The organism is Brevundimonas sp. UBA5866 (assembly GCF_002432125.1).
GTDB lineage: Bacteria > Pseudomonadota > Alphaproteobacteria > Caulobacterales > Caulobacteraceae > Brevundimonas.
On sequence record NZ_DJFS01000018.1, the window covers coordinates 58,518 to 73,045 of the forward strand.

Below are 14,528 nucleotides of genomic sequence, written 5' to 3' on the forward strand. Positions count from 1 at the left end.
ATGAACCCTTTGTCAGATATCAAAGGTATTAAGGCTCTGTAAAATCAACCATAGATTGGGGGTTGGCTTTTTGAGGATGTGGAGGGGGCTGCGCTCCTGACTAGAAAATCTTGCGTATTTCGAAGGTAACCGTTCGACCGAGCGGATCGAAATATGCGGATTGATAGTTGAGGGGCGTCCTGCCCGCTCCATCGCGCAATTCGATGCGGCTGTTCAGCAGATTGTCGATTTTCAGCGTGGCTCTTGCGCCCTTCAGCAAATCGGCCGCGCCGGTCCCCCGGAACTGTTCTGCAAGGTTCGCGAAGAGGCTGAGGTTGAGGCTTGTAAGATCGGAAAAGTCCAAAGCGTCGTCGGGACTGCCGAAACCGTTCGTCTCGCTTCCACTTTGCCATACGGCGCTCACACGCGCGCCCAGGCCGCGCCTGAAGGCACCGGCTTGAAGTTCCAGTTTGTGGCGACGGCTGCCGCCCCTGAAACTGAGGCCTGACCCGTCGAGCAGGTCCAGTGTGGTGCCACCGTCCTGAAGGCGGAGTTCATCCTTTAATCGCCATGTGTGGTAGAAGCTGATGAACAGACGGCTGCTCAACACTTCCATGCGTCGGGCCGCGGGGCTTCCCGGCAGGACCTCAACGACTACGACACCGGGCGGGAGCTTGCGCCTCATCTCCGCCTCGCTGGCGTAAACCCGACTCCCGTGGCTTTGCACGCCGGGCGGCAAAGGCGGTTGTGACCCAAGCATGCGCGTGAAGTTGAGCCCCCAACGCAGTTCCTACTGATCCGACCTCGAAAAATTCACTGGCCGACTGTCAATCGCCAGAAGGCGGCCATCGCTGTCGCGCGTGAAGCGGTCTGGAAACGCTGCCTCGATTTCGGGCGTAGCCGTCGGGAAGGGGGCGATAGGATTGTCGATCCGCGTCACCACATAATCGACGCTGGCGGTGAAATCGGCCCTTGCGAACGGTTTGGCGTCCAGACCCAGGCTGAACACACGGCGGTTATCGGGCGAAAGAGCCGCATTGCCTCCGGACAGGCGGGTCACATCGACGACCTCGCCACGCGCGAAATCGAATACACGCAGGTTGGGCGTCAACTGAGGCGGAGCGCCCAGCTGCTCCAGCGTGGGGCCCCCTCTTCGTGGGTCGCCGATGCGATCAGATTGATCGTCGCAAGCGGCGACCAGTTGAGGCCATATCCATAGGTTTGCAGCGTCCCGAAGTCAGAAAGTTTCTCCAGATTGAAGTTCGCATTGACCGAAAGCGCAGCAAGGCGGCTTTCTTGCCCCTGGCCGATACCGAATACGGGCAGGGTGACAGATCCCTGCACGACGCCGGTTTCGCGGGACATCGTGTTGCGGCTCGCAAGGTCGGGACGGTTGGAGCTGTTTCTGGATTCTTGGGCTTCAAATCCGGCACGCATGGTGGCCGAGAGCGGGCCTGCGGGCAGTTGAAGCATGGGTCCGCTCAGAAGCAGATCGCTGTTGGCGCGGCTGTTGACCGCGCGTGACGTCTCGCGGAACGCCTGACGTCCTGCGATGTCCGACAGGGTCTCGGTATCATTGCGGCTATAGTTTCCGGTGAGCGTCCAACTCCATTCCCCGACCCGGCCGCCTTGCGTCGTTCCCATCTGGAGGATGCGCGTTTCGCTGTCCCGCACCAGGGCCGTGGTGGCTTCCGGCCCTAAAAAGGGATGTCGGGACCACTTAAGACCTGCTCACATAGAGCCCGCCATCGTTGGGCTTTGAAAATATGACCAGATAAGGCGACCACTTAAGAGCTGCTCAAATTGGATCGAAACCACTTAAGACCTGCTCATTTCTTCGAGTAGAAGTTGGTGATGCGATAACTCGATGGATTGAGTCCCTTACGGACTTGGTTCCAGGTTAAAGGCATCGAGAACGGGGCACCTGGTCTGCCCCGAGGTGAGTATGGCGCGACCGCGGTCGCTTTGCGGTCATTGCGTAGATAGTCGATGAAGATGCGGCCCTCGCGCTCTTTCTTGGACATGCTGATGAGATAGCGATCAGGCGCGTTGGCAGCCATGACGCGGGCGAACTCGCGGGCAAAGGCCTTGGCCTCGGTCCAGTCCATGTCGAGATGCTCGACATAGGTGGTGACGTGCAGACCCTTGCCGCCGGTGGTTTTGCAGTGGCTGTCCAGTCCGAGATCTTTCAGTCGGTCGCGGACTTCCTTGGCTGCGGTAATCACGTCGTCGAACGACACGTCCGGTGCGGGATCCAAATCGAAGATCAACCGCTCGGCCTTTTCAGGCTTATAGGGCACACAGTTCCAAGGGTGGATCTCGACGGCTGAAATCTGGGCTGCAGCAATCAGGCCTTCCACGGTGGCGATGCGGATATAGGGCTTCGGATCACCTTTAATCTCGACCGCTTCGATCAGCGGGGACTGGCCCTTGGCCGGATGGCGCTGGAAGAAGCTTTGGCCCTCGATTCCGTCGGGCATGCGAATTATGGAACAGGGGCGACCGCGTATGTGCTCCAGCATTTGCTCGCCCACCCGCTCGTAATACTCGGCCAATTCGCGCTTGGTGATGGCGGGGGTGTCCTTGGTGGCAGGCCAGAGAATCTTGTCGGGGTTGGACAGATGTACGCCACGTAGCGGCGCAGTCGGTTTCGCAGGAGAGGCTTTGGGAGCAGCCTCTGGTTCATCCAACGCGACGTCCTTGGGGGCCTTGTCCTCACGCAAGCCCTTGAACGAAGCCTGTCGGATAGCCCCCGTACGGGTGAAGCCCTCAAAGGCGATCTCGGCGACCAGAACGGGTTTGACCCAATGGACGCCGGCAATGGTTTTCGGTCCATCGGGGAAGGGGCTTTGGTCCGTTTCGGCGGCCTTGAGCTTGGGCATGATCTGATCGACCGTCTTGCGACCAAAACCTGTGCCAATCCGTCCAACATGCACGAGTTTGCTGTCGCGATAGACGCCTGCGATCAGGGAGCGGAATGCGCTGCCGGTTGTGGCCCATCCGGCAATGACGACTTCCTGACCCTGTCGGCATTTTGACTTTACCCAGTCGTCGCTGCGGCCAGAACGATAGGCGGCGGCGAGGCGCTTGGAGATAATGCCCTCCAAATCCAATCTACAGGCCGACTGCAACAGGGCGGTCCCCGTTGTCTGAAAATGTTCAACGTAGCGGATAGACCCGGTGGCCTTGGCTAATCGCTTGGCCAGTTCTGCCTTGCGGTCTCTGAGGGGAAGGCCGCGGATGTCCTGACCTCCGTCGTGCAGAAGGTCGAACGCGTAATAGGTCAGCGGCGCGTGGCTTTCGCCGCCCAGAACGGCTTGAAGCAGGGTAAAGCTCGGCCTGCCGTCTTCGTCCAAGGCCACCGCTTCGCCATCGTAAATGCCGTCCTTCAGGCCCTTTGCATCGGCGGCAATCGTGGGGAACCGCTTGGTCCAGTCTAGGCCTTTGCGGGTGCGGATAACGGGCTTGCCGCCTTCGACCCTCAGTTGCAGTCGATAGCCATCGAACTTGATCTCATGTGCCCACGCGTCTCCTGCTGGAGGGGTAGCGACGGAAGAGGCCAGTTGAGGTTCGATAAAATCCGGCAGCGGCGACACCTTTGCCCTTTTGGACTTCGCTGAGGATTTTGCAGGTGTGGGCTTCTTCTGTTTTGCGGTCCCACGCGGCAGGGTGATGAAGGGCTCCACCACAGCGGGTTTGGCGTCGGCGATCTGCTTCATGGTGCGCGATGATGCGACCGACTTGTCGCGGGTGGTCGGCCCGCCGCGGTTTCCGGCCTTAGCGGCGCTGTCCTTGTGCTTGATCAGCATCCACGGTTTGCCCTTTTCGCCGGCCTTGGGTTTTAGCCTTACCAGCACCCACGAGCCGTGCATGCGGGTGCCCTCCATCACGAACTTTAGTTCGCCCTTCTCCAGGTGGCGCTCCACATCCTCGAAGCCGTGCTCCGGGATCCAGAGGCCTCTGTCCCAGATCATTACGGTGCCGCCGCCGTATTCCTGTTTGGGAATGGTGCCTTCAAAGTCGCCATAGTCGAGCGGGTGATCCTCCACCGCCATGGCCAGCCGCTTATCTGCCGGATCAAGGGATGGACCTTTTGGAACGGCCCATGACAGGAAGGTGCCATTCCACTCCAGCCTCAGGTCAAAGTGCAGGCGGCTGGCGTCATGCTTGTGAATGACAAAGCGCAGTCGATCCGATGGCGCGATCTCCGCCCCGATGCCGGAAGGCTCCTCCGTTCGGGAGAAGTCGCGCATCTTGCGATAGGTTTCCAAGCGGGGATTGGGCATCGGGACCTCCGCAGCAGCTAACGATCCCGACGGCATTGCGCTCCAACATCCACAGAATTTGGATGGGCGCGTGAATCCTTACGGGCGTACGGCGCGTTTAGGTGGGAGGGAGGCGCAAATGACCGCAATGGATACAGCAGAGTTGAACCAATACCGTGTCACGGCCACTGATCATCCGACGCGGATTGTCCAAGAGCCGACAGTCGAAGCGGCAGCGATCACCTATATCGAGGATTTCATCACGTCCCCCCCGGTGCCCGAGTTGCGGCTTTGGGTGACGGATATTGAGGACGGCCAACAGCACTGTTTCCTGCTCGATCTCGAGACGGGGGAAGTGGAAGCCTGCGTCTGAAAGAACGATTTGGCGCAAAGGCCGTTTGTGGAAAGTCGCTTTTGATCAGGCTGTTCACAACGAGGTGCGTCCATGGCTCCCAGACCCAGTTGGCAAGGTCACTTGAAGCTGTCGTTGGTGACCTGTCCGGTAGCGCTCTATACCGCGACCTCTACGGGCGGCGATGTCCACTTCAACTTGATTAATCCGAAGACCAATAACCGGATCAAGATGATTACAACCGATCCTGATACGGGGCCGATTTCGCGTTCGGATCTGGTGAAGGGATATGAGGTTTCAAAGGGTGAATACGTCCTGCTGACCGACGAAGAGATCAAGTCGGTCAAGCTGGAAAGCAACAAGACCATCGACATCGAGAGCTTTGTCCCAGCCAAGGATATCGACCGGATCTATTGGGATAATCCCTATTTTCTCGCCCCTGATGGCAAGATTGGACAGGACGCCTTTAACGTCATTCGCACGGCGATGGAGAAGTCAGGCAAGATCGCCTTGGCGCGTGTTGTTATGTCGACCCGCGAGCGGTTGTTGGCGCTGGAGCCGCGCGGCAAGGGCATCTTGGCCTACACGCTGCGCACCGATGACGAGGTGCGACAACCGGACGAAGTATTTGGCGGCATTTCCACGGCGAAGGCTGACGCCGACATGATCAAGATCGCCGAGAAGATCATCGAGCAGAAAGCTGGCCCCTTTGATCCCAGCAAGTTCAACGACCGTTATGAGGAAGCGTTGAAAGCTCTGATCGCTGACAAACAAAAGGGCAAGAAGCCCGCCAAGATCGCCGCGCCCAAGGAAGACAATGTTGTGGACCTGATGGCGGCTTTGCGGGCCAGTCTGAACGCCAAGGCGGGGCGGGCGGCCAGCAAACCTGCTTCCAAGCCGTCGACTAAAGCGGCTTCTAAAGCCAGCAAACCGCGCACACGCAAGGCGGGATGATCTGTCGTGGGGAGCGATGCTGCCGTGACAGAAGACTTACCGGCCGGACTGCGCTGGTGTTCGGACGAAATAGAAGGCATCCGCCGTAAACGCGCCGGTCGAGGCTTCTGCTATCTTGACCCCGATGGCACCCGTGTGACTGACGAAAAGGTGTTGGCGCGTATTCGCGCCTTGGCGATACCACCTGCGTGGACGCAGGTCTGGATTTGTCCCCACAGGAACGGCCACATCCAGGCGACCGGGCGTGATGCACGCGGACGGAAGCAGTATCGCTATCACCCCAATTGGATCACAGCGCAGTCGGAGAACAAGTTTGCCCGCATGCCAGCCTTTGCGGCGGCCCTGCCCAGGCTGGAAGCGGCTATTGAAACGGGCCTCGCCCGCCGCAAGTTCGATCAGGAAAAGGTGGTAGCCACAGCTATGCGCCTGATGGAGCTAAGCCTGATCCGTGTGGGCAATGCCCGCTATTCTCGCGAGAACAGCAGCTTTGGCCTGACGACCCTGCGCAAACGCCATATCGAGGTAAGCGGCACAGAGCTGCGGCTGCGTTTCCGGGGCAAGAGCGGGATTGTCCATGACCTGAATGTGCAGGATCGCCGTTTGGCTACGGGCGTGCGGCGCCTCAGCGAACTGCCGGGGCAAACTCTGTTTCAGTACGAGGATGACGAAGGACAGTTCCACGCTGTCACTTCGGACGACATCAACGCCTTTATCCGCGAACACATGGGCGGGGATTTTTCGGCCAAGGATTTTCGGACCTGGGCCGCGACCGTCTGCGTCGCCCGGGCGCTTTGCGATACCGATCCGCCCACATCGGCGGCGGATGCCAAGCGCAAGGCCAATACCTGCATCCGAGAGGCGGCGTCCCTGTTGGGCAATACGCTTGCCGTTTGTCGAAGCGCGTACGTCCACCCGCGGGTTATCGACATGTTCGAGCGTGGCGAGATTGCCGAGGCACTGCCTCGCACCTCGGCCAAATCATTCGAACGCGCATTAGCCAAGGCATTGGCCGTCGACGGTTGAACGCAAGCCCTTATGGAACAGAACCGATCACACAGGGAGATATGCACCATGGAGAACCGGTCATCGATGCAGGATCCGCGGGAACAGTATCCTCGGCCCCCGTTTCCGGATCAGGAACAGACAGCACCGGGTCTGGTCAAGTGCATGACACCGGCCCCGGACCATGGCGAGACAAGTTATCGCGGGCATGGCCGACTGGCGGGGCGTCGTGCCCTGATAACTGGCGGCGATTCCGGCATCGGGCGCGCCGTCGCTATAGGGTTTGCGAGAGAAGGTGCCGATGTCGCTATAGCTTATCTACCGTCCGAAGAAGCTGATGCGGCCGAGGTCATCAAACTGATCGAAGCGGAAGGCGTAAAGGCTTTGGCACTGGCCGGTGACGTTCGTGACGAGGCGTGGAATGAAACCATGGTCGCACGCACGGTTGATGCGTTCGGCGGGTTGGACATCCTCGTAGTCAATGCGGGACGCCAGCAATACCGCGATGATCTGTCGGAGTTTTCGACCAGCGATTTCGACGCGACGATGAAGACCAATCTCTATGCCCTGCACTGGTTATGTCAGGCGGCGATGCCGGTCATGCCCGCAGGTGCCGCCATCATCACGACAGCGTCTATTCAGGCGTATGAGCCCAGTGACATCCTGCTGGACTATGCAACCACGAAGGGCGGCATCGTTACCTATACGAAGGCGTTGGCAAAACAGGCGATCGAGCGCGGCATTCGCGTCAATGCCGTCGCCCCCGGTCCATTCTGGACAGTGCTTCAGCCCAGCGGCGGGCAACCCGACGAAAAGGTCCGGAATTTCGGCGCGCATAGTGCTTTTGGCAGACCCGGACAGCCGGTCGAGATCGCGCCCGTCTATGTTCTTCTGGCGTCACAGGAAGCCAGTTTCGTCACTGGTGAAGTATGGGGCGTGACCGGTGGCGCGGGCATCGGCTAGAGCGCATTAAGGCCATGGGACTTAGCAAAGCCAACCATAAGGAGCGGGATTCCTATTGGCGCGATCTCGGGCGTGCCTTTGGCGGTGCGTTGTTGTTCTCGCTGCCATTGTTGATGACGATGGAGATGTGGCGACTGGGCATGACTTTGGAGCCTTGGCGTCAGCTACTGTTCCTGCTGGCCAGTTTGCCAGTGCTTTACGGTCTGGCCCATTATGCCGGTTTCACGCCCAGTCGGGGTAGTTGGGATAATCTGGTCGAGGTGGCCGCTGCCCTATGTGTCGCGGCAGTTACGGGTGCGGTTCTATTGGCGCTAACGGGCGCTTGGGAGTTGGGAAACGTTCGCGTCGCAATGGGGCAGCTGACCTTGCAGCTTGTGCCCGCTGCCATAGGAGCCCTGCTCGCACGCAAACAGCTGGCGGCCGACAGCAAACAGGACGGTGTGCGCAAAGGTGATTTTCTTGGCGAACTGTTCTTGATGATGGCCGGTGCGCTTTTTCTGGCTCTGAGCCTCGCTCCGACAGAGGAAATGCAGCTCATCGCTTACCGGATCGGCCCCGAGGCGACATTGGTGGTGATGGGGTTGTCGTTACTCCTGCTCCACATCTTCGTGTTTGAAGTGGGCTTTGCCGGTCAGGAAGAACGGGAGACCCCATTGGGCGCGTTATTGCATTTTACCATCCCCGGCTATGCCATTTGCCTGTTGGCCAGCATGGGTATTCTGACGCTTCTGGGCATGAATGATGCGCATGGCACGGGGGCAATCATGGCCAATACGGTTGTGCTGGCATTTCCTGCATCGTTGGGCGCGGCCGCAGCGAGGCTTTTGGTATGAGGTTGGGTTTAAAGCGCCGGCCACGGCCCCGATTTACACGCATTAAGGCTGTCGTCGCCGGGTTGGGCTTGGTGATCGTTCTGACTTGCGTGACCGTTCTAGTGATCGAAAGCCTGAAGGGTGGAGAGCAGGCCCTTTTATCGGCGCGTGTGCTCGACACAGCTCTCACTACGGAAGGTCGTCAGCTTAGCGTGCAGATCGACAACAAAGGCGGGCGAACTGCGTCCGAGGTTACTGTCACGGCTGCAACCGCCAAGGAAGCAGTTCAGGCCGTTATCGACTATGTCCCAGCGCGCGGAAGCCGTGACGTTGTTATTCGCGTCCCCGCTGAAGGCGAGGTAGAGATCACTGTCGACAGTTGGATCGACCCTTAAACATCAGTGGATTATGGATGGCGTTTAAAGGTGTCGCCCACTTCCTTCGCATCGGGGCCATCCGGTCCGGCACGTTTGCGGGACTCGGCTTGCGTTTTTTGCGCCTTCTTAGCCGAAGCATCGGGAGTTGATTTAGTTACAGGTACGGCACCGTTACGTGTGCGGCCCGACGATTGATCAGACATTGGGTTTCTCCTGAGGGGCTTGTGCTGAAGGTGGGGTGGATGTGTCGTTGGATTGGGTCCTAAAAAACGCCATCGCAGCGATGGCCACATAGACCACAGCGAACAGGGCTAGAAGAGCCATCAAGAACCGGATGAGTGATCGCGGCTTCTTGAGTACGGCAGGCTTTTCATCATCAACATCGGACGGGGTCATTTTGCGCGTCCCTTCTGTGCCTAAGGGATGCCTGTGCGAACTTAATTGTTCCAAAATGTCGTTCACTAAGTCGGATGGGCTACCCAACAAGAAGACTAGTTAGCGGTAGAGGTCGGCGTCTGGATTGGTCTTTCCCATAGGATCTGGCTGGCGATGACTGAGTAGGTAATGCCCTTGAGGCTCAAACATCGACGATGCCGGGCGTTAAATGGGCGGCACGTGGTTGCCTGCGTCGATTTTCGGGGAGGCAAAGAACACATCAGTTCACACTCTCCAAAGTGACCCACTCTTGTTTGGGAGACCACTTAAGCTGAGCACTCGAGTGCAGATTAAAGCCCCGCGATACTACCAATATGGTGTTCAGCAGGCCTTGCAGGCACGGTCTTGGCGAGCGACCCCGACCAAGCCGCCGAGCACGCCGCAGCCGATAAATACGGCTGCCAGAATCCCGTCCACCCATCCATCCAGCGCATAGTTGGCCCCTTGGTCAGGCCGAAAGGGATCTGCCATTGGCCGAGATTCCCGTGGGCCGGAGTCGCTACCTAGGCCAGCCGCTGAGGATCATCTCCATGCCCGGCGCGGGAACGCTACAGTTTGGCACCGCATTTCCTTCTAAAAGGAGATTGCAATGTCAGGCACATACAGCGACCCCAAAGGCCACGAGAGACACGTGCCAGGTAAAGTGGACCACGCCCCCGATCCATCCAAAGACGTGATGGTAGACGGCAACGGCAGCCCGACAAAGATTGGCACTGAAACGCTTATGAATGGCGATCCGGGCGAGGACACTCGTGGCGTAGGTCAAGAAAATATCAGCGCAAAGCCCGTAGGGGGCCCGGACAAATGCGAACCTATCGAAGCTGATCGAGGGCCCCGACGAGTCAGTGCCTTAGCGGGGCAAGGCCGCCAGCATATAATCGACCGGCGACAGGCTACCGGCCTTCAAGAAGGCGATCCGAACAAAAAACCTGCGACTTCTAATGTTCGAGAGCAACGTCAGTATCCTGAGGGCAATACGCCCAAGGTTGGCTCTGCCGATTAGAGCACAGTCGTTCCATCTTTTGGGCATTTGAGCCCATGGCTAGACTGGTAACGACGGACGGCCGGTTGGCTTAGTCCTCTGTGTCAGTCTGTTAGCGGTCACTCTCGCCTGCAATCCGAACCAATCGTGGGTGGCGGGCTTCTTTCAAAGTACCTAATGGAGGAAGTTCACATGACCGACGCGACCAACAATCCCACCGATGATCAATCGAAAGATCCGAAAGACCTCGATGGGCTGCAAAAGCAGGCTCGAGAAGAAACCTTCAAGGCCGAGCGAGAACGAGACACCCAACCGGACGACAGAAATCCGACCCAGCAGACATTCAAGCCTAGCGCGCCCGGCGTCCCGCCTGTTGGAAATCCCGACTGATTGCCACGAATTAAGCCGCTAGGCGGTCGCCTGAATGGGTGCGGTTTGCGTTTGTGAACTCGTTAATTCCGGTGCCTCTTGGCGGCTTAATCAGTTGGTCGTGGCCATTCCGACATTTGAGTTTTGGAACGCCACGACCTTCGACATGCTCACCTCGATGTCGAGCCACCTAGCCGCCGACCCGCTCTCGAGAACTTAAATCGGTAGAACTCTTTGACGGCCTCGGCTAGTTATGAAGTTGGTTGAGCGACAACCTAACCCGTAACTCTGGTGGATATTTAGAGCGTAGCTAGTTCTCGGTTACCGATGTGCCGGCCATAGGCTGTGCTGATTGCCTTCTTGTTTTCCAAGGCTTCAATAATACTGTCAGCAAAGTTTGTGTCGTAAAGCTGGTACAGGTTGTTGATGCCCCCAGGCGTGAAGACATTTATTTCGAGCAACTTGTCTCCGACAATGTCGAGCCCGACGAGGAACATTCCATCCTGAATCAGTTTGGGTCGGACCGTTTCAGCGATCTCCAGCATAGTCGCGTTTACCTCTACCGGTGCCGGACCGCCGCCAACATGTATATTGGATCGAATATCCCCTTTAGCTGGCACGCGGCGGAACGCAGCGTATTTCCCGTCGCGGATGATCGGGCACCCGTTCATCAGGAAGAACCTTACATCGCCTTCTCCAGCTTCGGGGATGAAGGCCTGAGCAATCAGGTAGCCTTCTTCGCTCACAGCCTCGAAAATCTGATTCAGATTCTGGTCTTTTGGCGAGGAAATCTTGAAGACGTTCTTTCCGCCTGATCCTTGCAGGGGTTTGACGATGACGCCCTTTTTCTGGCCCTGAATGAAAGCTCTGATTTCATCGATGTTCTTAGAAATAAGCGTTTGAGGCCGGACCGAAGCCGGGAAATCCTGAAAATAGAGTTTGTTCTGGGCGTGAGCGAGCCCGTCGGGATCGTTGACTACAAGGACGCCGCGCTGGGCCGCCATTCGCCCAAATATAATCCCAACATTTGCCGCCCAAGGTCGATCAATCGCATCGAGCGAGGGATCGTTACGCAGGAAGAGAACATCGATTTCACTCATATCAAACAGGCGTTTTGTAGCGTCACTGCTTATGAGCGCCCGGTGAAAAGTTTCGGGTTTCTTATAGCTGCCAGATGGTAGCTCCAGGCCGCTGAGCGCAAGGCTGTCATCGGGAGAAAGGACGAAATCCGAAGGGGTAACATAACAGATTTCATGCCCACGATTCATTGCTGCCAACGCCAGAATAGTCGTGGTGAAACGGGGCGTTTCGCCCTCGATAGAGTTGACGAAGAATGCGATGCGCATGAGGCCTCCTAGGCAGCAATAAGGTCTAGAGGTGAAAGCCCGGTCTTCAGACGGGCCAGTCTTTGATCAGCTCCCGGCAGGTCAAGAAACTGCGGCATGATTTGCGGACGTTTGAGCAGGCCTCGTAAGCTTAACTCCTGCATTACCGACAGATGCGAAGACGCGATCTTGCCCATCCAAAATGAATCGAGCGCACCGCCCCTCGAGAGGTGATCCAGAAGTTCCAGCAGTCCGCGCAGATAGATGGCATCCTTGGCAAGGCCACCGCCGCGATGGACACGAAGGGCAATGTTGAAGGCATTTCTGTCGGAGAAGCCGTGTCCCCTATGGAGCATCGAAAAGGTGTCAACGAAGCTTGCGCCGTTAAGCATTCCGTCGACGGCGCATACTCGGGCCGCGAGAAGGCGAAGGCGTGAGACGGTCATTCCCCCCGCGAGGTATTCCGCCAACACAGCCAATCCTTCTTGCGCGCCTTCATAGCCTGCCAACCCGCTGCGGAATATTTTCAACCCGTGACCTGAGCCGTTGAAGTAGGTCAGCAAATGGACGCCCACTTCGTGGCTTAGCAAGGCTTCCACCCGCGCCTTAGACATGGAGGTGTGTCGTGAGATGAGCAGCTCGCCGTTACTCACCATCATGCCAGCAGGGAGGTCGTCCCGCACGCAAACCGACGCCGCAAAGCCTTTGGCCTGCGCTGAATAACGATCAATCATCGTTTGAGCGCGCCTTTCAAGAAACCGGTAATCGACAGTGTCGGCATCGTCGTCCGGTTTAGCACCGGCGGTTGCTTGCAATATGTCGTGCGCTACCTGACTAAGGCGAGGTTCAATGGAGCGATAGAGAGCGCTTCCCAAATCCACAAACTGACGTGCGCCACGCGCCGCTAGCATAGAGAGTTGTAGATCGAGTTCAGTTTGTTTCTCACGGTAAAGCGTCGTGAGAACGGGGTCCTCAAACCTTTCCAGACTGATCGAAAAGAGAGCTTTTTTGCTCTCCCCGATATTGAAAGCGAGCGGACGATAAAGAAAATGAGGAGCCCGCTCAAAGTTTAGAGCTTTGAAGTCGGCCCAAGCATCTTCTGAATTAATAGGCGTAACGGACAACAGAAAGTCGAACCGGCTCGCGATTTCGTCGATGGCCCGGTCAGCACGCTGGACCGCATCGACGAAGACGCGGCGCCCCAGAGCTCTATGGCTGGCAGGCTCTAGACACGTTTCTTTGCGCGTAAATTCTGCTGCGGATTGGAGAACGGCGTCGACAATATTCGACACCAGCCTATCGCGTAACTCAGGATAGACCTCATTCGACTGTGGGACCTTATAGATCGGTGCGAACCGAAGAGTGATGACCGGAAAGGCCGGAAGCTTGCGGGCAAGGCTAGCCTGGGTGTCATCCGCTAGTTTCAAGCGATTAATAAGGGGCGTGCGATAGCGTGCGTCGGCAGTCTGAATGCCGCTGATAAGAGCAGACAAAGCTTGCTGAGTGGCCTTGTCCGCAGGTGCCGACGCTGTAACGGTAAAGGGAGACAGGTAGGGGGCATCTTTGGCGAGGCCGTCTTTAGCCAGTTCCCCAATATCGATGACCATAAAAGCACCGAAGCGCTCGGTCATCGCGGCCCCAACCAGCCGTATTACCTTCACGGCGTCTGAGAGGTTGGCAACACGAAGATAGGATGCATTTGCCATCACCACGTCGCGTGCCACTGGCGCTCGGTGACCAACTTGCACTGCAATGAACGGCATAGGCCGATCCATAAACAGTCGGCCTCTACCATTAAGATCGAGCCGTATGGGGCCGTCTTTTTCTAGGCAGGCCTTTATCGCAGCCGTATCGACATTCGATGTTGAGGAGCTCATGGCGATCGCTCGAGCGCAGCTTTAAGGAACGGAAGACTGCCTGTTATGGCAGCGCGCAGATCTTCAATGGCAGCGTGGTCAGGTTTGCCGCTCCACTCGTCCATAAAAATCTTTTTGAGCTCAACGGCTATAGCGCAGCCGGAGGAAGGGAAGTGTTCGTGGATGAACCGGGTTTGTTCGCCCTTGCCTTGAAAGGCTACATTCTCGCGCACATCGATAGGACGCCCCCGGACACGCGCAGTTCGTAAGCTTGCCATGAAGGGTTCGATGACGTGTGCCCAGCGTTCCCTATTCATCGAATACGTTCCGATATTTATGTCCGGAGCGTCGCGCTGTGCTGTGGGGGGAGAGTCAACACCATCGCGCCGATGGTTGTAACTATGGACATCCAGAACGATAAATTTGCCGAACTGTGCCTCTGCCTGGGCAAGAACGTAGTGTAGCAACCTATAGTAACTGGCATGCTGGTGCAGAAGGCCTGCTAGTGCATTCTGATCGGGCTTTTCATTCCAAACTTTGAGCCCCCACGCCTGTTCCGGATCTAGATAGACCGCGCTTTCTGGGGAGCGATTAAGATCGACTTCAAAGCGCGACCGGTGAACCACAATCTGGGTAGGCAGGTCCGCGATAAAATGCGCGGTAAACGGGTCTTCCTCACGCAAGCGACCTGCCTCATCGAGAGCCATCAGCTTTACAAGATGAGGTCCGATGGCATGTCCGTCATGGATAGCCGTTCCTATCAGAGGAGAGGCTCCAATTTTTAAAGTCCACAACGGATACGTACCGAGATTCTCATGAATATCTTCGTTGCGAGCCATGGCGATTAAATGTTTACA

The 14,528-nt window shown here is 57.4% G+C and carries 17 protein-coding genes; 7 read left to right on the forward strand and 10 right to left on the reverse strand.

Annotated elements, in window-relative coordinates; genetic code table 11:
• Nucleotides 1-100 precede the first annotated feature (100 nt).
• The 4 genes from B3H86_RS01565 to ligD all read right to left on the reverse strand — a co-directional run bounded on the left by B3H86_RS01565 (nucleotide 101) and on the right by ligD (nucleotide 4,265).
• Nucleotides 101-595, reverse strand: coding sequence for a hypothetical protein (locus B3H86_RS01565; protein WP_292050804.1), 495 nt, complete (start codon nucleotides 593-595; stop codon nucleotides 101-103).
• Nucleotides 596-769: 174 nt separating this feature from the next.
• Nucleotides 770-1,090, reverse strand: a complete 321-nt coding sequence (locus B3H86_RS01570) for a hypothetical protein (RefSeq protein WP_292050805.1) — start codon at nucleotides 1,088-1,090, stop codon at nucleotides 770-772.
• The gene (locus B3H86_RS01575; protein ID WP_292050806.1) at nucleotides 1,087-1,653 is read right to left on the reverse strand and encodes a hypothetical protein; all 567 of its coding nucleotides are present in this window, start codon (nucleotides 1,651-1,653) and stop codon (nucleotides 1,087-1,089) included. The genes B3H86_RS01570 and B3H86_RS01575 overlap by 4 nt, the downstream gene beginning before the upstream one ends.
• Nucleotides 1,654-1,808: 155 nt before the next feature.
• Complete coding sequence (gene ligD / locus B3H86_RS01580) at nucleotides 1,809-4,265, reverse strand: DNA ligase D (RefSeq protein ID WP_292050807.1); 2,457 nt, start codon at nucleotides 4,263-4,265, stop codon at nucleotides 1,809-1,811.
• 118 nt (nucleotides 4,266-4,383) lie between these two features.
• Between ligD and B3H86_RS01585 the strand changes: the two genes are divergently transcribed.
• The 6 genes from B3H86_RS01585 (at nucleotide 4,384) to B3H86_RS01610 (ending at nucleotide 8,722) form a co-directional block, all read left to right on the forward strand.
• A complete protein-coding gene (locus B3H86_RS01585) occupies nucleotides 4,384-4,617 on the forward strand; it encodes a DUF5961 family protein (protein ID WP_292050808.1) in 234 nt (77 codons plus the stop codon).
• A gap of 72 nt (nucleotides 4,618-4,689) precedes the next feature.
• Nucleotides 4,690-5,550, forward strand: coding sequence for a Ku protein (locus B3H86_RS01590; RefSeq protein ID WP_292050809.1), 861 nt, complete (start codon nucleotides 4,690-4,692; stop codon nucleotides 5,548-5,550).
• 24 nt (nucleotides 5,551-5,574) lie between these two features.
• On the forward strand, nucleotides 5,575-6,573 hold the full coding sequence (locus B3H86_RS01595) for a DNA topoisomerase IB (protein WP_312820887.1): 999 nt from the start codon (nucleotides 5,575-5,577) through the stop codon (nucleotides 6,571-6,573).
• Nucleotides 6,574-6,621: 48 nt separating this feature from the next.
• Nucleotides 6,622-7,515, forward strand: coding sequence for an SDR family oxidoreductase (locus B3H86_RS01600; protein WP_292050813.1), 894 nt, complete (start codon nucleotides 6,622-6,624; stop codon nucleotides 7,513-7,515).
• Between the two features lie 14 nt (nucleotides 7,516-7,529).
• Nucleotides 7,530-8,348, forward strand: coding sequence for a TIGR02587 family membrane protein (locus tag B3H86_RS01605; RefSeq protein ID WP_292050814.1), 819 nt, complete (start codon nucleotides 7,530-7,532; stop codon nucleotides 8,346-8,348).
• Nucleotides 8,349-8,419: 71 nt separating this feature from the next.
• On the forward strand, nucleotides 8,420-8,722 hold the full coding sequence (locus tag B3H86_RS01610; RefSeq protein ID WP_292050815.1) for a hypothetical protein: 303 nt from the start codon (nucleotides 8,420-8,422) through the stop codon (nucleotides 8,720-8,722).
• A gap of 11 nt (nucleotides 8,723-8,733) precedes the next feature.
• Here the strand turns inward: B3H86_RS01610 and B3H86_RS01615 are convergent, their stop codons facing one another.
• The 3 genes from B3H86_RS01615 to B3H86_RS01625 form a co-directional block, all read right to left on the reverse strand.
• Nucleotides 8,734-8,907, reverse strand: coding sequence for a hypothetical protein (locus B3H86_RS01615; protein WP_292050816.1), 174 nt, complete (start codon nucleotides 8,905-8,907; stop codon nucleotides 8,734-8,736).
• The gene (locus B3H86_RS01620) at nucleotides 8,900-9,100 is read right to left on the reverse strand and encodes a hypothetical protein (RefSeq protein WP_292050817.1); all 201 of its coding nucleotides are present in this window, start codon (nucleotides 9,098-9,100) and stop codon (nucleotides 8,900-8,902) included. The genes B3H86_RS01615 and B3H86_RS01620 overlap by 8 nt, the downstream gene beginning before the upstream one ends.
• A 360-nt stretch (nucleotides 9,101-9,460) precedes the next feature.
• Nucleotides 9,461-9,610: a hypothetical protein gene (locus B3H86_RS01625; RefSeq protein ID WP_292050818.1), complete on the reverse strand. Its 150-nt coding sequence runs from the start codon at nucleotides 9,608-9,610 to the stop codon at nucleotides 9,461-9,463.
• A 703-nt stretch (nucleotides 9,611-10,313) separates the two neighbouring features.
• Here B3H86_RS01625 and B3H86_RS01630 point away from each other — a divergent pair.
• Nucleotides 10,314-10,511 (forward strand): hypothetical protein, encoded by a 198-nt coding sequence (locus B3H86_RS01630; RefSeq protein ID WP_292050819.1) that lies wholly within the window; start codon nucleotides 10,314-10,316, stop codon nucleotides 10,509-10,511.
• 278 nt (nucleotides 10,512-10,789) lie between these two features.
• On the opposite strand, the gene B3H86_RS01635 is transcribed toward B3H86_RS01630, so the two are convergent.
• The 3 genes from B3H86_RS01635 to B3H86_RS01645 are packed head-to-tail and all read right to left on the reverse strand — an operon-like array spanning nucleotide 10,790 to nucleotide 14,510.
• Nucleotides 10,790-11,836, reverse strand: a complete 1,047-nt coding sequence (locus B3H86_RS01635) for a glutathione synthetase (RefSeq protein WP_292050820.1) — start codon at nucleotides 11,834-11,836, stop codon at nucleotides 10,790-10,792.
• Between the two features lie 8 nt (nucleotides 11,837-11,844).
• The gene (locus tag B3H86_RS01640) at nucleotides 11,845-13,692 is read right to left on the reverse strand and encodes a flavohemoglobin expression-modulating QEGLA motif protein (RefSeq protein WP_292050821.1); all 1,848 of its coding nucleotides are present in this window, start codon (nucleotides 13,690-13,692) and stop codon (nucleotides 11,845-11,847) included.
• Nucleotides 13,689-14,510 carry an N-formylglutamate amidohydrolase gene (locus tag B3H86_RS01645; protein ID WP_292050822.1) on the reverse strand — a complete coding sequence of 274 codons (822 nt, stop codon included), beginning with the start codon at nucleotides 14,508-14,510 and terminating at the stop codon, nucleotides 13,689-13,691. Before B3H86_RS01645 ends, B3H86_RS01640 begins: the two co-directional genes overlap by 4 nt.
• Nucleotides 14,511-14,528: the final 18 nt, after the last annotated feature.